This is a genomic window from Streptomyces sp. NPDC050738, assembly GCF_040654175.1.
Classification (GTDB): domain Bacteria; phylum Actinomycetota; class Actinomycetes; order Streptomycetales; family Streptomycetaceae; genus Streptomyces.
The window spans coordinates 235,217-253,996 of the sequence record NZ_JBFAHN010000005.1 but is presented as its reverse complement, the minus strand read 5'-3'; the positions used below and the strand labels follow the sequence as shown (position 1 = coordinate 253,996).

General features: G+C 71.0%; 18 protein-coding genes and 1 pseudogene. 14 read left to right on the top strand and 5 right to left on the bottom strand.

The genetic code is table 11. From position 1 onward, the window contains the following. Positions 1 to 9 precede the first annotated feature (9 nt). The 5 genes from pheS (at position 10) to AB0H78_RS15555 (ending at position 7,061) form a co-directional block, all read left to right on the top strand. The gene (gene pheS, locus AB0H78_RS15575) at positions 10 to 1,161 is read left to right on the top strand and encodes a phenylalanine--tRNA ligase subunit alpha (protein WP_363234902.1); all 1,152 of its coding nucleotides are present in this window, start codon (positions 10 to 12) and stop codon (positions 1,159 to 1,161) included. Then, positions 1,161 to 3,689 (top strand): phenylalanine--tRNA ligase subunit beta, encoded by a 2,529-nt coding sequence (pheT, locus tag AB0H78_RS15570; protein WP_363234901.1) that lies wholly within the window; start codon positions 1,161 to 1,163, stop codon positions 3,687 to 3,689. Before pheS ends, pheT begins: the two co-directional genes overlap by 1 nt. Positions 3,690 to 3,845: 156 nt before the next feature. Further along, on the top strand, positions 3,846 to 4,883 hold the full coding sequence (locus AB0H78_RS15565) for a PP2C family protein-serine/threonine phosphatase (RefSeq protein WP_363234900.1): 1,038 nt from the start codon (positions 3,846 to 3,848) through the stop codon (positions 4,881 to 4,883). A 255-nt stretch (positions 4,884 to 5,138) separates the two neighbouring features. After that, on the top strand, positions 5,139 to 6,479 hold the full coding sequence (locus AB0H78_RS15560; RefSeq protein ID WP_363234899.1) for a transcriptional regulator: 1,341 nt from the start codon (positions 5,139 to 5,141) through the stop codon (positions 6,477 to 6,479). 51 nt (positions 6,480 to 6,530) lie between these two features. After that, complete coding sequence (locus tag AB0H78_RS15555) at positions 6,531 to 7,061, top strand: NUDIX hydrolase (RefSeq protein WP_363234898.1); 531 nt, start codon at positions 6,531 to 6,533, stop codon at positions 7,059 to 7,061. Between the two features lie 8 nt (positions 7,062 to 7,069). On the opposite strand, the gene AB0H78_RS15550 is transcribed toward AB0H78_RS15555, so the two are convergent. Both AB0H78_RS15550 and AB0H78_RS15545 read right to left on the bottom strand, forming a co-directional pair. Beyond that, positions 7,070 to 7,327 (bottom strand): hypothetical protein, encoded by a 258-nt coding sequence (locus AB0H78_RS15550; protein ID WP_363234897.1) that lies wholly within the window; start codon positions 7,325 to 7,327, stop codon positions 7,070 to 7,072. Between the two features lie 115 nt (positions 7,328 to 7,442). After that, positions 7,443 to 8,315, bottom strand: a complete 873-nt coding sequence (locus AB0H78_RS15545) for a 3-hydroxybutyryl-CoA dehydrogenase (protein ID WP_363234896.1) — start codon at positions 8,313 to 8,315, stop codon at positions 7,443 to 7,445. A 91-nt stretch (positions 8,316 to 8,406) separates the two neighbouring features. Between AB0H78_RS15545 and AB0H78_RS15540 the strand changes: the two genes are divergently transcribed. Further along, positions 8,407 to 9,672 carry a family 10 glycosylhydrolase gene (locus AB0H78_RS15540; protein ID WP_363234895.1) on the top strand — a complete coding sequence of 422 codons (1,266 nt, stop codon included), beginning with the start codon at positions 8,407 to 8,409 and terminating at the stop codon, positions 9,670 to 9,672. A gap of 1 nt (position 9,673) precedes the next feature. On the opposite strand, the gene AB0H78_RS15535 is transcribed toward AB0H78_RS15540, so the two are convergent. Continuing rightward, positions 9,674 to 9,868 carry a DUF1918 domain-containing protein gene (locus AB0H78_RS15535; protein WP_363235154.1) on the bottom strand — a complete coding sequence of 65 codons (195 nt, stop codon included), beginning with the start codon at positions 9,866 to 9,868 and terminating at the stop codon, positions 9,674 to 9,676. Between the two features lie 33 nt (positions 9,869 to 9,901). After that, a pseudogene (locus AB0H78_RS15530) lies at positions 9,902 to 10,789 on the bottom strand (DMT family transporter); the annotation flags it as partial. Between AB0H78_RS15530 and AB0H78_RS15525 the strand changes: the two are divergent. Both AB0H78_RS15525 and AB0H78_RS15520 read left to right on the top strand, forming a co-directional pair. Continuing rightward, on the top strand, positions 10,788 to 12,224 hold the full coding sequence (locus AB0H78_RS15525; protein ID WP_363234894.1) for a PLP-dependent aminotransferase family protein: 1,437 nt from the start codon (positions 10,788 to 10,790) through the stop codon (positions 12,222 to 12,224). The pseudogene AB0H78_RS15530 and the gene AB0H78_RS15525 overlap by 2 nt on opposite strands. A gap of 9 nt (positions 12,225 to 12,233) precedes the next feature. Further along, positions 12,234 to 12,665 carry a GNAT family N-acetyltransferase gene (locus tag AB0H78_RS15520; RefSeq protein WP_363234893.1) on the top strand — a complete coding sequence of 144 codons (432 nt, stop codon included), beginning with the start codon at positions 12,234 to 12,236 and terminating at the stop codon, positions 12,663 to 12,665. Here AB0H78_RS15520 and AB0H78_RS15515 read toward each other — a convergent pair whose 3' ends face one another. Continuing rightward, on the bottom strand, positions 12,666 to 13,109 hold the full coding sequence (locus AB0H78_RS15515) for a DUF6314 family protein (RefSeq protein WP_363234892.1): 444 nt from the start codon (positions 13,107 to 13,109) through the stop codon (positions 12,666 to 12,668). Positions 13,110 to 13,193: 84 nt separating this feature from the next. Here AB0H78_RS15515 and AB0H78_RS15510 point away from each other — a divergent pair, with 84 nt between their 5' ends. Genes AB0H78_RS15510 through AB0H78_RS15485 form a run of 6 tightly spaced genes read left to right on the top strand, consistent with a single transcriptional unit; the run spans position 13,194 to position 18,771 of the window. Further along, entirely contained in the window at positions 13,194 to 13,769 is a 576-nt protein-coding gene (locus AB0H78_RS15510) for a histidine phosphatase family protein (RefSeq protein WP_363234891.1), read from the top strand. A 34-nt stretch (positions 13,770 to 13,803) separates the two neighbouring features. Continuing rightward, the gene (locus tag AB0H78_RS15505; RefSeq protein WP_363234890.1) at positions 13,804 to 14,415 is read left to right on the top strand and encodes an MBL fold metallo-hydrolase; all 612 of its coding nucleotides are present in this window, start codon (positions 13,804 to 13,806) and stop codon (positions 14,413 to 14,415) included. A 57-nt stretch (positions 14,416 to 14,472) separates the two neighbouring features. After that, on the top strand, positions 14,473 to 15,507 hold the full coding sequence (argC, locus tag AB0H78_RS15500) for an N-acetyl-gamma-glutamyl-phosphate reductase (protein WP_363234889.1): 1,035 nt from the start codon (positions 14,473 to 14,475) through the stop codon (positions 15,505 to 15,507). Continuing rightward, entirely contained in the window at positions 15,504 to 16,655 is a 1,152-nt protein-coding gene (gene argJ, locus AB0H78_RS15495) for a bifunctional glutamate N-acetyltransferase/amino-acid acetyltransferase ArgJ (protein WP_363234888.1), read from the top strand. Before argC ends, argJ begins: the two co-directional genes overlap by 4 nt. Next, positions 16,652 to 17,581 carry an acetylglutamate kinase gene (gene argB / locus AB0H78_RS15490; protein ID WP_363234887.1) on the top strand — a complete coding sequence of 310 codons (930 nt, stop codon included), beginning with the start codon at positions 16,652 to 16,654 and terminating at the stop codon, positions 17,579 to 17,581. The genes argJ and argB overlap by 4 nt, the downstream gene beginning before the upstream one ends. Beyond that, positions 17,578 to 18,771: an acetylornithine transaminase gene (locus AB0H78_RS15485; RefSeq protein ID WP_363234886.1), complete on the top strand. Its 1,194-nt coding sequence runs from the start codon at positions 17,578 to 17,580 to the stop codon at positions 18,769 to 18,771. Before argB ends, AB0H78_RS15485 begins: the two co-directional genes overlap by 4 nt. Positions 18,772 to 18,780: the final 9 nt, after the last annotated feature.

Sequence of the window (18,780 nt, the reverse complement as noted above, 5' to 3'; positions counted from 1 at the left end):
CGGGAAGAGATGTCGGCACCGAACAAGTCGTACGACCCTGTCGAGGTCGAGGCACTGAAACCGGAAGAGATCGAGCGCATGCGGGACGAGGCGCTCGCCGCCTTCGCCGCCGCAGGCGACCTCGACGCGCTCGCCCAGGCGAAGACCGCGCACACCGGTGGCACCTCGCCGCTCGCCCTCGCCAACCGCGAGATCGGCGCCCTGCCCCCGCAGGCCAAGGCCTCGGCGGGCAAGCTCGTGGGCATGGCCCGCGGCGCCGTCTCCAAGGCCCTCGCAGCCCGCCAGAGCGAGCTGGAGGCCGAGCGCGACGAGCGCGTCCTGGTCGAGGAGGCAGTGGACGTCACGCTGCCCTACGACCGGGTACCCGCCGGCGCCCGCCACCCGCTGACCACGCTCATGGAGCGCCTCGAGGACATCTTCGTGTCCATGGGGTACGAGGTCGCCGAGGGCCCCGAGGTCGAGGCGGAGTGGTTCAACTTCGACGCCCTCAACTTCACGCCCGACCACCCGGCCCGCCAGATGCAGGACACCTTCTTCGTCCAGGCTGCGTCCGACAGCGGCTCCGCCGCGGGCGAAGGCTCCCGGGGCGACGAGTCCGGTGTCGTACTGCGCACCCACACCTCGCCGGTCCAGGCCCGCACCCTGCTCGACCGCGAGCCGCCCGTCTACGTCGTCTGCCCGGGGCGGGTCTACCGCACCGACGAGCTCGACGCCACGCACACCCCGGTCTTCCACCAGATCGAGCTGCTCGCCGTGGACGAGGGCCTGACGATGGCCGACCTGAAGGGCACCCTGGACCACATGGTCCAGGCGCTGTTCGGCAAGGACATGACCACCCGGCTGCGTCCGAACTTCTTCCCGTTCACCGAGCCGTCCGCCGAGATGGACATGCAGTGCTACGTCTGCCGCGGCGAGTCCGTGGGGAACCCGGACCGGCCCTGCCGTACCTGCTCCTCCGAAGGCTGGATCGAGCTCGGCGGCTGCGGCATGGTCAACCCCAAGGTGCTGACCGCCTGCGGCGTCGACCCCAAGAAGTACAGCGGATTCGCCTTCGGGTTCGGCATCGAGAGGATGCTGATGTTCCGCCACAACGTCGAAGACATGCGAGACATGGTCGAGGGTGACATCCGGTTCACCCGGCCGTTCGGGATGGAGATCTGATGCGGGTCCCGCTTTCCTGGCTGCGGGAGTACGTCGATCTCCCCGCCACCGAGACCGGCCGTGACGTACAGGCCAAGCTCGTCGACGTCGGCCTGGAGGTCGAGACCGTCGAGCAGATCGGCGCGGGCCTCAAGGGCCCCCTGGTCGTCGGACAGGTCCTGACCATCGAGGAGCTGGAGGGCTTCAAGAAGCCCATCCGCTTCTGCACCGTCAATGTCGGCACGGCCAATGGCACCGGTGAGCCGCAGGAGATCGTCTGCGGCGCCCGTAACTTCGCCGTCGGCGACAAGGTCGTCGTCGTACTGCCCGGCGCGGTGCTCCCCGGCGACTTCGCCATCGCCGCGCGCAAGACGTACGGCAGGACCTCGCACGGCATGATCTGCTCCGGCGACGAGCTGGGCATGGGCGACGACGGCAGCCACGGCATCATCGTGCTGCCGCCCGAGCACGAGGTCGGCACCGACGCGATCCAGCTGCTCGAACTGGTCGACGAGGTCCTGGACATCGCCGTCACGCCCAACCGCGGCGACTGCCTCTCCATGCGCGGCATCGCCCGCGAGACCGCCATCGCCTACGGCATCGCGCTGCGCGACCCCGCGCTCCTGGACGTCCCGGCGCCCAACTCGTACGGCTACCTGGTGAAGGTCGCCGACCCGTCGGGCTGCGACCGCTTCACCGCACGCACGGTCACCGGCCTCGACCCCGAGGCCCGCTCCCCGATCTGGCTGCAGCGCAGGCTGCAGAAGGCCGGGATGCGCCCGATCTCGCTCGCCGTCGACATCACCAACTACGTGATGCTCGAACTCGGCCAGCCGCTGCACGCCTACGACCGCTCGCGCGTCGACGGACCCATCGGGGTGCGCCGCGCGGAGCAGGGCGAGAAGTTCACGACGCTCGACGGCGCTCAGCGCGTGCTCGACGCCGAGGACCTGGTCATCACCGACAACCGCGGGCCGATCGGCCTCGCGGGAGTGATGGGCGGCGCCAACACCGAGATCGCGGACGCCGTGTACGACCCCGAGACCGGTGTCGTGAACGGGACGACCGAGGTCGTCATCGAGGCCGCGCACTTCGACTCGCTGACCATCGCCCGCACTGCTCGCCGCCACAAGCTCCCCTCCGAGGCGTCCAAGCGCTTCGAGCGGGGCGTCGACCCGCAGGCCGCGTCCGCGGCCGCCCAGCGGACCGTCGACCTCCTCGTGCTGCTCGCCGGCGGCACCGCCGAGGCCGGCGTCACCGAGATCATCGCGCCCTCCGCGCCGCGCACCATCTCGATGAGCGCCGACCACCCGGACAAGGTCGCCGGTGTCGAGTACGGCCGCGAGACCGTCGTACGCCGTCTCCAGCAGGTGGGCTGCGACGCCTACGGCCAGGACGAGCTCGTCGTCACCGTCCCCAGCTGGCGCCCCGACCTGGCCGAGGTCAACGACCTCGCCGAAGAGGTCATCCGCCTCGAGGGATACGCCAACCTGCCGTCCACGCTCCCGACGCCCCCCTCGGGCCGCGGGCTCACCGAGCGGCAGCGGCTGCACCGCCGCGTCGGCCGGGTGCTCGCCGGAGCCGGTTACGTCGAGGCGCTGAACTACCCCTTCATCGGTGAGACGGTCCTCGACCAGCTCGGCCTGGACGCGGACGATGCCCGCCGTCGTACGGTCACGCTCGTCAACCCGATCTCCGACGAGGAACCGTCGCTGCGCACCACGCTGCTGCCGGGCCTGCTCGCCGCGCTGCGCCGCAACCACGGCCGCGGCTCGCACGACCTGGCGCTCTTCGAGACCGGTCTCGTCTTCCGGCCGACGGGCGATGAGGGCAAGTCGGTCCGCCTCCCGGTCGACCGGCGCCCCACCGACGAGGAGATCTCCTCGCTCAACGCCGCGCTGCCGCGTCAGCCGCGCCGCGCCGCGGTCGTCCTGTCGGGCGCCCGCGAGCAGGCCGGCTGGTGGGGCAAGGGCACGCAGGCGCTCTGGGCCGATGCCGTCGAGGCGGCCCGTACCGTCGCCCGCGAGGCCGGTGTGGAGCTGACCGTACGGAGCGACCAGCACGCCCCGTGGCACCCCGGCCGCTGTGCCGCGCTCTACGTCACGGTCGCAGGTGAGGAGACCCTCGCAGGTCACGCCGGCGAGCTGCACCCGCGCGTCACCAAGGCGCTCGGGCTGCCCGAGCGCACCTGCGCCATGGAGATCGAGCTCGACCTCGTCGAGCAGGCCTCCACCGGTGCACTGCAGGCGCCGCGGATCTCCACCTTCCCGGTGGCGACCCAGGACGTCGCGCTGGTCGTCGACGGAGCCGTCCCGGCCGCCCAGGTCGAGAGCGCGCTGCGCGAGGGCGCGGGTGAACTCCTCGAATCGCTGCGGCTGTTCGACGTCTACGAGAGCGAGCAGCTCGGCGAGGGCAAGAAGTCGCTGGCCTACGCACTGCGCTTCCGGGCGGCCGACCGGACGCTGACCGTCGAGGAGGCATCGGCCGCGCGCGACACGGCCGTCGCACTCGCGGCCGAGCGCACGGGCGCGGTACTGCGCGGGGCCTGACCGTCCCGCAGTCTCATGTTGCCTGGTGAGGGGCGCATCCGGATCTCCGGATGCGCCCCTCACTCATTCGGGTGAGAAGCAGAGGTGATTTCCGCAAAAAGGTCCGGTCCGTGGACACAATCGTCCAGCCCGACCAGGACTTGAGGGGGCCGACGGATGATCCGCACCAGGCCATGGCGAGCGCTGCTCGCCTTCGGCCTCCCCGCCCTCTGGCTCGCGCTCGTGACCACGTGGGAACTGACCTGCCCGATGGCCACGGACGATGCGATGGGCGTGCGGATCGGTCTGTGCGCCGCCTTCCTCATCGCCGCCGTGTACCTCTGCGCGAGCGTGCGGATCGGTTCCGTACGGGAGTTGAAGCTGGCGCGCGAAGTCGCCCACGCCACCCAGCAAGCGCTGCTCAGGCCGCTGCCGGCCCGGATCGAGGGGCTCGCGGTCGCGGCGGGGCAGCTCTCGGCCAGCCCGGGCGCCACGGTGGGCGGTGATCTGTACGAGGCGGTCTCCACCGTGCACGGGGTGCGCATCGTCATCGGGGATGTACGCGGCCACGGGCTGCCCGCGATCGGGGCGGTGGCCGCCCTGCTCGGCAGCTTCCGCGAGGCGGCCCACGACGAGCCCGAACTGGGCGGTGTCATGCGGAGGTTGGAGCGGGCGCTGGAGAGGCACCTGCGGGAGCGGTCGCGGGCGGAGCACCCGGCGTCGGGCGGAGCCGATCCGGAGAACCCCCTGGCGGAGGAGTTCGTGACCGTACTGCTCATCGAGATCGGTGCGGCGGGCGAACTGCGGGCGGTCAACTGCGGGCACCCGTGGCCCTACCGGCTCGCGGGCAGAGCCCGCCAGCTCTCCGCCGCCGACCCGCTGCCGCCGCTGGGCCCCTTCCCGCTGCCCGCCGCGATCGCGCTGCAGCAGTGCGGAAGGCTGCTGCCCGGCGAGGCGCTGCTCCTGCACACCGACGGGGCGGCCGACGCGCGGGACTCCAGGGGCAGGTTCTTCCCGCTGGAGGAGGTGCTCGGGGCGGCGGCACTGGACTCACCGGTTTCGCCCGCCGAGGTGATCGACCGGGTGCACAGGGCGCTTCGGCGGCACACGGGCGGCCGCCTGTCCGACGACGTGGCGCTGCTGGTCCTCCGTAACGACCGGAGCCGGATCCCCGCACAGCCGGGCGCCGTGCAGTCGGTCCGGGCCCGCGGATAGCCGCGGGTCGCCGTCCGTCCTGCCGCGGAGGATGCCGGGCAGATCCGGCAGGACGGACGGCGCCGGGAGCGGGCCGCCGCACTGTACGAGGGGGAGCCGGCGGCCCGATCGCCTCTGCTTGAGAGGCAGTTCAGTACATCGGGGCGCGGGGTCTCCGGGCAGAGTCCAGGGGGCCCGGATGTGGTCATTCCGATCACACCCCGTGTGAACCCCACTCCATTACGCTGTGCTGCACCGAGCCACCGGAGGGCCCTGATGCTGCCCAATACCTTGCTCGACGCCTTGCTCGACGAGGCGGGAATGTCCAACGCGGGCCTCGCGGTGCGGGTCAACAACGCCGGCAAGGCACGCGGACTGCTGCTGCGGTACGAACACACCGCCGTGGCCCGCTGGCTGAAGGGCCAGCGCCCGCGCGGCCAGGTCCCCGACCTGCTCTGCGAAGTCCTCGCGGTCCGGCTGCGCAGGCCCGTCACGCTGGACGACATCGGTCTGGGCGTACCCGGCAGTCCCGCGCCCCAACACGGCACCCCGCTCTCGGGGTTCGTGGAACGGGCGGCCGCCCTGTGGCGCTCCGACGAACAGCAGCGTCCGCACATACTCGGTGCGTCCGCCGTCACCGGAACGCCCGCCGTCCTGCCGGTCTGGGAGTGGGAGAACCCGCCCGAGGACGTGGACGTCTCCCGGAGCGGCCAGACACGGGTGAGCCTCGCGGACACCGAGACGCTCCGCGCGGCCCGCGCGCACTACGAGCAGATGTACCGCAAGGCGGGCGGCATCGCGACGCGCGCCCGGATCGTCGGCTTCCTCAACACCGAGACGGCGCCGCTGCTCCGCGGCAGCTACAACGACGCCACCGGGCGCCAACTGCACCGCGCCACCGGCGGGTTGGTGGCCATCGCGGGGATCTGCGCGTACGACTCCAATGCCCAGGGTCTTGCCCAGCGCTACTTCCACCAGGCCCTGCGTCTCGCCAAGGCCAGCGGGGACCGCGGGCTCGGTGCGTACGTGGTGGCACTGCTGGTCAACCAGACGCTGTTCATGAAGGAGTACCGGCAGGCGGTGGCCTTCGCGGAAGCCGCGCTGCGGGCGGCGGGCACGGATCTGACCCCGGCGCTGGCGACCGATCTCCATGCCATGCAGGCCAAGGCGTACGCCTATCTCGGCGACAGCAGCAACGCTCTGTCGTGCATCAGGCGTGCGGAGGCGGCTGCCGAGCGCATCAGCCCCCGTGCGGAACCCGATGAGACCGGCTACGTCCAGCCGGGCCTCGTCAATGTGCAGGTGGCGGAGGCGCTGCTCAGACTCGGTGATCTGCCGGCCGCGCGGGAACAGGCCGCCGTGGCGGCCGGCGCTCCGGCACATGACCGGGGACGGGTCCACCGTCTGGCGATGCTCGCCCAGATCGAACTGCGGCAGGGGGAGGCTGACCGGGCCGTGGCCACCGCTGTCGAAATGGCCGAGGCGGCCCGAGGGATGGAGTCGCAGCGGCTCCGGGACCGACTGCGTGCCGTACGGAATCATCTCGCCGCGAGCGGATTCGCACAGGCGGATGAAGCCGCTGCACTCATCGACGGGGCTTTGCGCGTTCCGCTGTGACCGTGCTCCTGCTGCGATATTGCCATCTACTTGTCGGAAGGTGGCAGAAACGTGCAGTGGACGAACTTAAGCGAACAGACTGTGTACAAGAACCGCTGGTTCCAGGTGAACCTCGCGGACGTCGAACTCCCCGACGGCCGCCACCTCGATCACTTCGTGATACGGCTCCGCCCCGTCGCCGTAGCGACGGTCGTCAACGAGGCCAACGAGGTGCTGATGCTCTGGCGCCACCGCTTCATCACCAACAGCTGGGGCTGGGAGCTCGCCGCCGGAGTCGTGGAGGACGGTGAGGACATCGCGGTGGCCGCCGCCCGGGAGATGGAGGAGGAGACCGGATGGCGGCCCGGTCCTCTCCAGCATCTGCTGACCGTCGAGCCGTCCAACGGACTGACCGATGCCCGCCACCATCTCTACTGGTCGGACGAGGGGACGTACATCGGTCATCCCGAGGACGACTTCGAGTCCTCGCGCCGCGAGTGGGTCCCGCTCAAACTGGTCCCCGACATGATCGCCCGCGGCGAGGTGCCGGCCTCCAACATGGCCGCCGGGCTGCTGATGCTCCACCATCTGCGGCTCGGCTGACCCGCGGGCTAGTGTCCGACGGCCTGCCAGACCGTGACCGTCAGTGCGCCGACCGCGGTCAGCGCCGCAACCGCGGGCAGTGGCCAGCGGGTGTGCTCCAGGGTTGCTATGCGCGCGGTCAGATCGGTGAGGTCCTTGTCGATCTGGCCGTCGCGCTGGGTGATCAGCGCGAGGCGTCCGTCGATCCTGGCGAGACCGACATCGAGGCTGCGGTGCAGCTCGGCGAATTCTTCGACGACCACGGGAAGGTCGGGGTCGGTTGACACGGTTCCGCTCCCTTTCTCCTTGAGGAGGGACGGAACCGAGTCAACTCGCCTTGTCCGTAACGCGACAGGCAGTGCGCGGGGCATATGCGAGCACGCCCCGCACACTCCGTGCGAATCAGGAGTACGGGTAGAAGCCAGAGCCTGTCTTGCGGCCGAGCCGACCCGCGTCCACCATCCGCTGCAGCAGCGGGGGAGCGGCGTACAGCGGCTCCTTGAACTCGGCGTACATGGAGTCCGCGACCGAGGCGACGGTGTCCAGGCCGATCAGGTCCGCGAGCTTCAGCGGACCCATCGGGTGGGCGCAGCCCATCTCCATGCCGTTGTCGATGTCCTCGCGGCTGGCGATGCCCGACTCGAACATCCGGATCGCGGAGAGCAGATACGGAATGAGCAGCGCGTTGACCACGAAGCCCGAGCGGTCCTGCGCGCGGATCGCGTGCTTGCCCAGGACGTTCTCCACCAGCGTCTGCGAGCGCAGAACCGTCTCCTCGGAGGTGGTCAGCGCGGGGATCAGCTCGACGAGCTGCTGCACCGGCGCCGGGTTGAAGAAGTGGATGCCCATGACCTGGTCGGGACGCGAGGTCGCGACGGCCAGCTTCACCAGCGGGATGGAGGAGGTGTTGGAGGCGAGGATCGCGTCCTGGCGGGTGACCACCTGGTCGAGCACCTGGAAGATCTCGGTCTTGACCTGCTCGTTCTCCACGACGGCCTCGATGACGAGGTCGCGGTCGGCGAACTCCCCGAGGTCGGTGGTGAAGCTCAGGCGGGCGAGCGTCGCGTCGCGCTCCTCCTCGGAGATCTTGCCGCGCTCGGCTGCCTTCGAGAGGGAGTTGTACAGCCGGGTGCGGCCGATCTCCAGAGCCTCGCCGGTGGTCTCGGCGACCTTCACCTCGAGGCCGCTGCGGGCGCACACCTCCGCGATGCCGGCGCCCATCTGGCCACAGCCCACCACTCCGACGCGAGTGATGTCCGTAAGCGAGTCCGTCACTTCCAGCCTTCCGCAGATCTGTCCGGACGAGTCCCCCGTACGATTCCGGCGCCCGTCCCAGCCCTTGACGTTACTACTGGCCTGCGGGTGAATGGCCTGCTGGGTTAACAATCACTTACTGAGCTTGGGGCGACGCGTGAGGTCTGTGAGCAGAAGAGCACTGGTGGCCGGAGCGGCCGCGGTCGTGTCGGGCCTTGTGCTGCCCGGGGAAGCCGTGGCCGGGCAGCATCGCGGGCGCCGGGAAATGCGCGGGATGTGGATCGCGACGGTCGCCAATGTGGACTGGCCCTCCGTGGCGGGACTCACAGCGGCCCAGCAGCGCGAGGAGCTCCTCGCCTACCTCGACACGGCGGTGCGGCTCAAGCTCAACACCGTCATCCTCCAGGTCAGGCCGACCGCGGACGCGCTCTGGCCTTCGCCGTACGAGCCGTGGGCCGAGTGCCTCACCGGAGTGCAGGGGCAGGACCCCGGCTGGGACCCGCTGGGCACGGCGGTCAAGGAGGCCCACCGGCGGGGGCTCGAACTGCACGCCTGGTTCAACCCCTACCGGGTCGCCAACCACACCGACCTCTCCCGGCTTTCGCCCACGCATCCCGCGCGCCTCCACCCGGACTGGACCCTTCCGTACGGCGGGAAGCTCTACTACAACCCCGGTCTGCCCGAGGTCCGGCGCTTCGTGCAGGACGCGATGCTCGACGCCGTACGCCGCTACGACATCGACGCCGTGCACTGGGACGACTACTTCTACCCCTACCCCGTGGCCGGTCAGACCTTCGCCGACGACGACGCGTACGCGCGCTACGGGGCGGGCTTCGCCGACAAGGCGGCATGGCGACGGGACAACACGGACCGCCTCGTGCGCGAGACGGCCGCCAGGATCAAGCGGATCAAGCCCCGCGTGCGCTTCGGGATAAGCCCCTTCGGGGTGTGGCGCAACGCGTCCAGCGACGCGCTCGGCTCGGCCACGACGGCCGGCGTGCAGACGTACGACAACCTCCACGCGGACACCCGTAAATGGGTCAAGGAGGGATGGATCGACTACATCTGCCCGCAGGTCTACTGGAATATCGGCTTCGCACCGGCGGACTACGCGACCCTCGTCCCCTGGTGGGACGACGTCGTACGCGGCACGGGCGTCGACCTCTACATCGGTGAGGCCCTCTACAAGGCGGGCGACCCGGCCCAGCCCGCACCCTGGCAGGACCCGGCCGAGCTGTCGCGCCATCTCACCTTCGCCGAGGGCTACCGCCAGGTGCGCGGCCACATATTCTTCTCCGCCAAGCAGGTCGCCTCGGACCGGACCGGCGCGATGGCCCGGCTGGTGGCCGACCACTACCGCACGCGGACCCGCCCCTGAGTCACTGCTGCGCCGGGCGCCGCTTGACCACCGAGTCGGGGCCCGGCGACATCAGCGCTTCGTGGCCGTCCTCGAAGCGCACGCGGTACGGGGGCAGCCCGTCGGTCCCCAGTACTTCGACGATCTCGGCGAGCCTGTCCTGCTGTCCGACGGTCCTGCCATGCACCAGGAGATGGTCGCCCACGCTTGCCTGCATGGCATCAAGTCTACGGCTGGCAGCGGGAGTTGAAGCCCGCTGCGTCACCGCGATACAGACCAGGACGGCACCCGCGGCGACCGGTGCGGCGGGGGAGAGGTGCTCACCGAGCAGGGTCACCGACCAGACCAGCGTGAGCAGCGGCTGCGCGAGCTGGAGCTGACTGGCCCGCGCGACACCGATGTCCGCCATGCCCCGGTACCAGACGACCAGGCCGAGGAACTGAGACCCGACGGCCACCCAGGCCAGTCCCAGGACGCTGTGCGCGGTGAGGTGCGCCGGCTCGAAGGACAGGGCGAGCGCGGCGGCCGGGACGGCCAGGGGCAGGCACATCACCAGCGCCCAGCCGATGACCTGCCAGCCGGGCATCTCCCGCGCCAGGCGCCCGCCTTCGGTGTATCCGGCCGCGCACACCAGGAGGGCCGCGAAGAGGAAGCCGTCCCCGGCGGAGAGCGCGCCGCCGGACTGCTGCACGGTGAAGGCGATCACCACGGCGGCCCCGGCCAGGGCGGCCGTCCAGAAGGTGCGCGAGGGCCGGATCCCGGTGCGTACGGCGGAGAAAGCGGCCGTGGTCAGCGGCAACAGGCCCACCACCACTGCCGCGTGGGATGTGGTCGAGGTCTGCAGGGCGAGCGTGGTCAGCAGCGGGAATCCGGCGACCACCCCGAGCCCCACCACCGCGAGACCGGCCCAGTGGCGGCGGTCGGGCAGTGGTACCCGGAAGAGCAGGAGCGCGGCCCCGGCGACCAGGGCTGCCAGCACGCACCGTACGGACACCAGGGACCAGGGGCCGAAGCCCTCAAGTCCCCACGCTGTTGCGGGGAAGGTGAGCGAGAAGGCGACGACGCCCAGGGCGGCCTGGGCGGTACCGCTGCCGACTGCTATCGCGCCGGGGAGAGTAGCGCTATTCTGTACTGTCATGCACGAGAGTAGCAGCGTGGCCGAACTGGTGAAATCCCTTAAGGGAGAGCTCGATCGCTATCCAGAGCATGGAAAGCTGCCGTCGAGTCGCGCCATGGTGGAGCGCTTCAAGGTCAGCCCCGTGACCGTCTCGCGCGCACTGGCCCAGCTGGCCTCCGAAGGCCTGGTCGTCACCCGCCCCGGCGCCGGAGCCTTCCGCGCCGAGCCCCGCACCCGGCCGCCCGAGCCCGGCGACACCTCCTGGCAGGAGGTCGCGCTCAGCGTGGAGGGCGCCACCGGCGCGGTCCCCCGCACGGTCGACGCGTCGGGCGTACTGGTCTGCCTCGCCGCGCCCGCGCCGGGCGTCATCGAGTTCAACAGCGGCTATCTGCACGCCTCGCTCCAGCCCGAGCAGGCCATGGCCGCCGCCCTCGCCCGCGCCGGCCGCAGGCCGGGCGCCTGGGGGCGGCCGCCCACCGACGGACTCCCCGAGCTGCGCGAGTGGTTCGCACGCGGCATCGGCGGCATGATCACCACGGCCGAGGTGCTGGTCACGGCGGGCGCCCAGAGCGCGCTCACCACCGCGCTGCGCGCCGTCGCCCCGCCCGGCGCCCCCGTGCTGGTCGAATCACCCACGTACCCGGGCATGCTGGCCATCGCCCGCGCGGCGGGGCTGCGCCCGGTTCCGGTCCCGGTGGACCGCGACGGTGTACGCACCGAACTCCTGGAGGCCGCCTTCAAGGCCACCGGAGCCCGCGCCTTCATCTGCCAGCCGCTCTTCCAGAACCCCACCGGAGCCGTCCTCTCCGCCGAGCGCCGCCCCGAAGTCCTGCGCATCGCCCGCGAGGCCGGGGCCTTCGTCATCGAGGACGACTACGTACGCCGCCTCGCGCACGAGGACGCGGGTCCGCTGCCGCGACCGCTCGCCACCGACGACCACGACGGCACCGTCATCCATGTCTGCTCGCTCACCAAGGCCACCTCGCCAAGCCTGCGCATCGGCGTGCTGGCCGCGCGCGGGCCCGTCCTCGAACGGATGCGCGCGATCCAGATCGTCGACAGCTTCTTCGTCCCGCGGCCCCTGCAGGAAGCCACCCTCGAACTGGTCGGCTCGCCCGCCTGGAACCGTCATCTGCGCCAGTTGGCGGCCGAGTTGAGGAAACGCCGCGACACCCTCACCACGGCGCTCGCCCGCCACCTCCCCGAACTCTCCCTGCCCCACATCCCCTCGGGCGGCTACCACCTCTGGCTCCGCCTCCCGGACGGCACCGACGAGACGGCCCTCACCTCCGCGGCCCTGCGCGCGGGCGTCGCGGTCACGCCCGGCCGCCCGTACTTCTCCGCCGAGTCGCCCGCGCCGCACCTGCGCGTGTGCTTCGCGGGGGTGTCGGGCCCCGGCGAGATCACGGAGGGGGTGCGCAGGCTCCGTACCGCCTGCGACGAGGTGCTCCGATAGCCTCCGGGCATGAGCGAAACGACCTTCGGCGCGTACGAGATATCGGCCGACCCTGCCCGCGTCGACGCCGCCCGCGTCCACCACTGGCTGTCGACCGACGCCTACTGGGCGATGGGCCGCAGCCGTGAGAAGCAGGACGCGGCCATCGCGGGATCTCTCAACTTCGGTGCGTACGAGGCCGCTTCGGGCGAGCAGGTCGCCTATGCCCGCGTGATCACCGATGGTGCCACCTTCGCCTGGCTCTGCGATGTGTACGTCGACCGCGCGGCCCGCGGCACGGGCCTGGGCACCGCCCTGGTCGCCGCCGTACGCGACCACCTGGAGCCCAGCGGACTGCGCCGCATCCTGCTCGCGACCGCCGACGCCCACGGGGTGTACGAGAAGATCGGCTTCAAGGTGCTGGAGAGCCCGGAGAAGTGGATGGCGCTCGGCAGGCAGTGATCAGGGCGTAGCCCGCTCGAACCGGGTGACCAGCAGCAGCTCCTTGGCCGGACCGCCCACCCGCCACACCATCCGCCAGCTGTCGGGGCCCAGCACCTCGAACTCGCCCCGGTAGAGATCCGCCGAGCACGGATGGTCGGCGGTGTGGCGCCCGGTCCGCAGATCGAGGTCGTGGAAGAACCGCCCGTCGGCGAAGTGGACGGCCACCGTCCCCGGAATCCCGCCGGGCAGAAAGCGCAGGGTCCGCTCCGCGGGCCGCGCCACACCCTGCCAGACGAAGACGCCCGACTCCTGGTGCAGCAGCCCCGGTGCGCCGCCCTCCAGCAGCCCGAACTCCGTACGCCCGGTGAAGCGCCCCTCCGCGCCTCCGGCCAGATCGCGGACGGTGCGCTCGACGTGCCAGGTCCCGGCGAGATGGGCCAGGGCGTCGGGCACGGGATGCATGGGGGCCGATCTCCTCGGGACGGTTTCCCACGAGCCTACTTCCACCCCTTGACCACCAGGGCTTTCGGCCGGACGATCACCGCCATGGACATACGGGTCACGCTGGTCGCCGCCGCGCGCAGTTCCTCCCGGCTGGCCGAGCGGTTCGACGACGACCGGCAGCTCGACCAGACAGGCTGGCACGAGATCCAGCTCGTCGCCCACACACTCGTCCCGCTCGGCGCGGCCGAGCTGCGCTACTGCTCGCCGACCGCCCGCTCCCGCGCCACCGGAGAGGCGCTCGGCTACGCACCGCTCGTCCAGCCCGCGCTCAGCGACTGCGACATGGGCCGCTGGCGCGGCCACACCCTGTCCGAGGTGACGGCCCGCGAACCGGGCGCCGTCGACGCCTGGCTCGCCGACCCGCGCTCGGCCCCGCACGGCGGCGAGTCGCTGCTCACCTTCATCTCCCGGATCGGCCGCTGGCTGGACACCAGGCCCGCCGACGCCGGCGGCAACATCGTCGCGGTGGCCGAACCCGCCGTCGTACGGGCCGCGCTGGTGTATGCGCTCAAGGCACCCCCGTCCACGTACTGGAACGTGGACGTCCGCCCCCTGTCGACGGTCACGGTCAGCGGCCGCGCGGGCCGCTGGAGCCTGCGCCTGGACGCCGGGGTCTGACCCGGCGCCGTACGGCAGCCCTATGCTCCCGCGCATGCGCATCACCAAGTACACCCATTCCTGTGTCCGGCTGGAGCTCGACGGCGGGGGCACCCTGGTGATCGACCCCGGTGTGTGGAGCGAGCCGAGGGCTCTGGCCGGTGCGGACGCGGTGCTGGTGACCCATGAGCACGGCGACCACGTCGACGCCCTGCGGCTGAAGGGGCTGGGCGTCCCCGTTTTCGCACCCGAGGGCGCCCGGATCCCCGGCCTGGACTTCACGGGCGTACGCCCCGGCGAGGAGTTCACCGCGGCAGGCTTCAAGGTGAGCGCCCACGGCGGCCGGCACGCGCGCGTCTTCGGCGGCCTGCCGGACTGCGCCAACCTCGGCTACCTCGTCGAGGACAGCCTCTACCACCCGGGGGACTCGCTGCACCGCCCCGGCCTGCCGGTGGAGACCCTGCTGGTTCCCCTGCAGGGGTCCTGGCTGAAGACGGACGAGGCCATCGACTTCGTGCATGCCGTCGCTCCGGACAGGGCGTACGGAATCCACGACGCGCAGCTCAACGAACGGGGCCTGGACAGCCTCAACGGCTGGCTCGCCGAAGAGTGCCGTGGCCGCTACCGCAGGCTCCCGCCGGGTACGTCCGTCGTGCATTCCGAATGATCCTTTGCATAAACGTGCATCACTGCGTATAGTCATGCCATCGACGAGGAGGGTCCGATGGCGGTACGAGCAGCAGTGGCAGGGGCGAGCGGGTACGCGGGCGGGGAAGTCCTGCGCCTGCTCCTCGCCCACCCCGGCATCGAGATCGGGGCCCTCACCGGCAACTCCAACGCGGGCCAGAAGCTCGGCGCACTGCAGCCGCATCTGTTCCCGCTGGCCGACCGGACGCTGGAGCCGACCACCGCCGAGGTCCTCTCCGGCCATGAGGTCGTCTTCCTCGCGCTGCCGCACGGCCAGTCCGCCGCCGTTGCCGAGCAGCTCGGCGAGGACGTGCTCGTCGTCGACATGGGCGCCGACTTCCGGCTGAAGGACCCGGCCGACTGGGAGGCGTTCTACGGCTCCCCGCACGCCGGCACCTGGCCCTACGGCCTCCCCGAACTCCCGGGCGCACGCACCGCGTTGGCGGGCAGCAAGCGCATCGCCGTCCCCGGCTGCTATCCGACCGCCGTCTCCCTCGCGCTCTTCCCCGCGTACGAAGCCGGACTGGCCGAGCCCGAAGCGGTCGTCGTCGCGGCCTCGGGCAGCTCCGGCGCGGGCAAGGCCGCCAAGCCGCACCTGCTCGGCTCCGAGGTGATGGGGTCGATGTCCCCGTACGGCGTCGGGGGCGGCCACCGCCACACCCCCGAGATGATCCAGAACCTCTCCGCCGCGGCGGGCGAGCGGGTCTCCGTCTCCTTCACCCCGACGCTCGCCCCGATGTCCCGCGGCATCCTCGCCACCTGCTCGGCGAAGGCGAAGCCCGGGGCCGGGGTCACCGCGGAGACGGTGCGGGCGGCGTACGAAAAGGCCCTCGCCGACGAGCCGTTCGTCCACCTGCTCCCTGAGGGGCAGTGGCCCGCCACCGCCTCCGTGTACGGCTCCAACGCCGTGCAGATCCAGGTCGCGTACGACGAGGCCGCCGGCCGCATCATCGCGATCAGCGCCATCGACAACCTCGCCAAGGGCACTGCCGGCGGCGCGATCCAGAGCATGAACATCGCCCTCGGGCTCCCCGAGGACACCGGACTTTCCACGATCGGAGTAGCACCGTGAGCGTCACGGCAGCGCAGGGATTCACGGCGGCGGGCATCACCGCCGGAATCAAGGACAGCGGCAACCCCGACCTGGCCCTCGTGGTCAACAACGGGCCCCGCCGAGCCGCTGCGGGCGTCTTCACCTCCAACCGTGTGAAGGCCGCACCCGTCCTGTGGTCGGAGCAGGTCCTCAAGGGCGGTGAGGTCACCGCGGTCGTCCTCAACTCCGGTGGCGCCAACGCCTGTACGGGCCCCAAGGGCTTCCAGGACACCCACGCCACGGCCGAGAAGGTCGCGGACGTCCTCGGGCAGAACGCCGGCGAGATCGCCGTCGCATCGACCGGGCTGATCGGCGTGCTCCTCCCCATGGACAAGCTGCTCCCCGGCATCGAGAAGGCCGCGGCCGAACTCTCCGCGCACGGTGGCGAGAAGGCCGCCATCGCCATCAAGACCACCGACACCGTCCACAAAACGTCGGTCGCCACCGGCGACGGCTGGACCGTCGGCGGCATGGCCAAGGGCGCGGGCATGCTCGCCCCCGGCCTGGCCACCATGCTGGTCGTCCTCACCACCGACGCCGACCTGGACAGCGCGACGCTCGACAAGGCGCTGCGCGACGCGACCCGCCAGACCTTCGACCGGGTCGACTCCGACGGCTGCATGTCGACCAACGACACGGTGCTGCTGCTCGCCTCCGGCGCCTCCGAAGTGGCCCCCGGCTACCCGGAGTTCGCCGAAGCGGTACGTACCGTCTGCGACGACCTCGCCCGCCAGCTGATCGGCGACGCGGAGGGGGCCAGCAAGGACATCCGTATCGAGGTGATCAACGCCGCGAGCGAGGACGACGCCGTCGAGGTGGGCCGCTCCATCGCCCGGAACAACCTCCTCAAGTGCGCCATCCACGGCGAGGACCCCAACTGGGGCCGGGTGCTCTCCGCGATCGGCACCACCGCCGCAGCCTTCGAGCCCGACGAGCTGAACGTCGCCATCAACGGCGTCTGGGTCTGCAAGAAGGGCTCCGTCGGAGACGACCGGGACCTGGTCGACATGCGCTACCGCGAGGTGAAGATCACCGCCGACCTGGCCGCCGGGTCCGAGTCGGCCGTGATCTGGGCCAACGACCTCACCGCGGACTACGTCCACGAGAACAGCGCGTACAGCTCATGAGCGCCCGCAAGCACACCGCGCTGCCCAAGGCGCAGATCCTCATCGAGGCGCTGCCCTGGCTGACCCGTCACCAGGGCAAGACCGTCGTCATCAAGTTCGGCGGGAACGCCATGATCGACGAGGAGCTCAAAGCCGCCTTCGCCCAGGACGTCGTCTTCCTGCACCACGCCGGCCTGCGGCCCGTCGTCGTGCACGGCGGCGGCCCGCAGATCAGTGCCGCGCTCGACAAGCACGGCATCGTCAGCGAGTTCAAGGCGGGCCTGCGCGTCACCACCGAGGACGCCATGGACGTCGTACGGATGGTGCTCGCCGGACAGGTGCAGCGCGAGCTCGTCGGACTGCTCAACCAGCACGGCCCGCTCGCCGTCGGTCTCACCGGCGAGGACGCGCACACCATCACCGCGACCAAGCACCAGCCCCGTATCGAGGGCGAGTTGGTGGACATCGGCCGCGTCGGTGAGATCACCGGGATCAACACCGGCGCCATCGAAGCACTGCTCGCCGACGGCCGTATCCCGGTCGTCTCCTCCATCGCGCGCTCCCAGGACGACCACCATGTCTACAACGTCAATGCTGATACGGCGGCTGCGGCACTCGCTGCTGCGCTGGACGCCGAAACCCTGATGGTCCTCACGGACGTCGAGGGCCTCTACGAGGACTGGCCGAACAGCGACGACGTGATCAGCCGCCTGACCGCCACCGAGCTGGAGAAGCTCCTGCCCGAGCTGGCCAGCGGGATGGTCCCCAAGATGGAGGGCTGTCTGCACGCCGTACGCAACGGCGTCACCACCGCCCGCGTGATCGACGGGCGGGTCCAGCACTCGATCCTGCTGGAGATCTTCACCGACGAGGGAATCGGCACGATGGTCGTGCCCGACGCAGCACCGGCACCTTCATTGGTACGGGACATCGAGGGGGACTCATGAGCAACCAGGAGCTGTCGCAGCGCTGGCAGGGCGCGCTGATGGACAACTACGGCACCCCGAAGCTCTCCCTCGTACGCGGCGAGGGCGCGAAAGTCTGGGACGCCGACGGCAAGCAGTACACCGACTTCGTCGGCGGGATCGCGGTCAACGCACTCGGCCACGCCCACCCGGCGATCGTCGAAGCGGTCAGCCGGCAGATCGGCCAACTCGCGCATGTCTCCAACCTCTTCATCGCCGAGCCGCCCGTAGCGCTCGCCGAGCGCCTCCTGCAGCTCTTCGACCGGCCGGGCGGCAGGGTCTTCTTCTGCAACTCGGGCGCCGAGGCCAACGAAGCCGTCTTCAAGATCGGCAGGCTCACCGGCCGCACCCACATGGTCGCCACCGACGGCGGCTTCCACGGCCGCACGATGGGCGCCCTCGCGCTCACGGGCCAGCCCGGAAAGCAGACCGGATTCAAGCCACTCCCCGGCGATGTGACGCATGTGCCGTACGGGGACGTGGACGCGCTGCGCGCGGCCGTCACCGAGGACACCGCCTTCGTCATCATCGAGCCGATCCAGGGCGAGAAGGGCGTGGTCGTCCCGCCCAAGGGCTACCTCACCGCCGCCCGCGAGATCACCCGCGCCACCGGCACCCTGCTGGTCCTGGACGAGGTGCAGACGGGCATCGGCAGGACCGGCACCTGGTTCGAGTACCAGGCCCACGAGGGCGTCGACCCCGATGTCGTCACCCTCGCCAAGGGGCTCGGCGGCGGCCTGCCGCTCGGCGCGACGATCGCCTTCGGCGAGGCGGCCGAACTGCTCCACCCCGGCGGACACGGCACCACCTTCGGCGGGAACCCGGTGGCGTGCGCCGCAGGGCTCGCCGTGCTCGACACGATCGCCGACGAGGGAATCCTCGACCGGGTGAAGCGGACCAGCGAGAAGCTCCGCAGCGGAATCGAGACTCTGGGCCACCCGCTGATCGCCCACGTCCGTGGCGCGGGCCTGCTGCTGGGTATCGTGCTCACCGAGCCCCTCGCACCCCGAGTGCAGCAGGCGGCTCAGGACGCAGGATTCCTGGTGAACGCGCCCGCCCCCGATGTCGTACGGCTGATGCCTGCGCTGATCATCGGCGACGACGAGGTGGACACGTTCCTCCGGGCACTGCCCGGCGTTCTCGACGCGGCCAACGGGGAAGAGCGAACTTGAGAATGAGGC

Coding starts and splice junctions, on each gene's coding strand:
- pheS (WP_363234902.1), top strand. CDS start 10: ATGTCGGCACCGAACAAGTCGTACGACCCTGTCGAGGTCGAGGCACTG.
- pheT (WP_363234901.1), top strand. CDS start 1,161: ATGCGGGTCCCGCTTTCCTGGCTGCGGGAGTACGTCGATCTCCCCGCC.
- AB0H78_RS15565 (WP_363234900.1), top strand. CDS start 3,846: ATGATCCGCACCAGGCCATGGCGAGCGCTGCTCGCCTTCGGCCTCCCC.
- AB0H78_RS15560 (WP_363234899.1), top strand. CDS start 5,139: ATGCTGCCCAATACCTTGCTCGACGCCTTGCTCGACGAGGCGGGAATG.
- AB0H78_RS15540 (WP_363234895.1), top strand. CDS start 8,407: ATGGCCTGCTGGGTTAACAATCACTTACTGAGCTTGGGGCGACGCGTG.
- AB0H78_RS15535 (WP_363235154.1), bottom strand. CDS start 9,868: ATGCAGGCAAGCGTGGGCGACCATCTCCTGGTGCATGGCAGGACCGTC.
- AB0H78_RS15525 (WP_363234894.1), top strand. CDS start 10,788: ATGCACGAGAGTAGCAGCGTGGCCGAACTGGTGAAATCCCTTAAGGGA.
- AB0H78_RS15520 (WP_363234893.1), top strand. CDS start 12,234: ATGAGCGAAACGACCTTCGGCGCGTACGAGATATCGGCCGACCCTGCC.
- AB0H78_RS15515 (WP_363234892.1), bottom strand. CDS start 13,109: ATGCATCCCGTGCCCGACGCCCTGGCCCATCTCGCCGGGACCTGGCAC.
- AB0H78_RS15510 (WP_363234891.1), top strand. CDS start 13,194: ATGGACATACGGGTCACGCTGGTCGCCGCCGCGCGCAGTTCCTCCCGG.
- AB0H78_RS15505 (WP_363234890.1), top strand. CDS start 13,804: ATGCGCATCACCAAGTACACCCATTCCTGTGTCCGGCTGGAGCTCGAC.
- argC (WP_363234889.1), top strand. CDS start 14,473: ATGGCGGTACGAGCAGCAGTGGCAGGGGCGAGCGGGTACGCGGGCGGG.
- argB (WP_363234887.1), top strand. CDS start 16,652: ATGAGCGCCCGCAAGCACACCGCGCTGCCCAAGGCGCAGATCCTCATC.
- AB0H78_RS15485 (WP_363234886.1), top strand. CDS start 17,578: ATGAGCAACCAGGAGCTGTCGCAGCGCTGGCAGGGCGCGCTGATGGAC.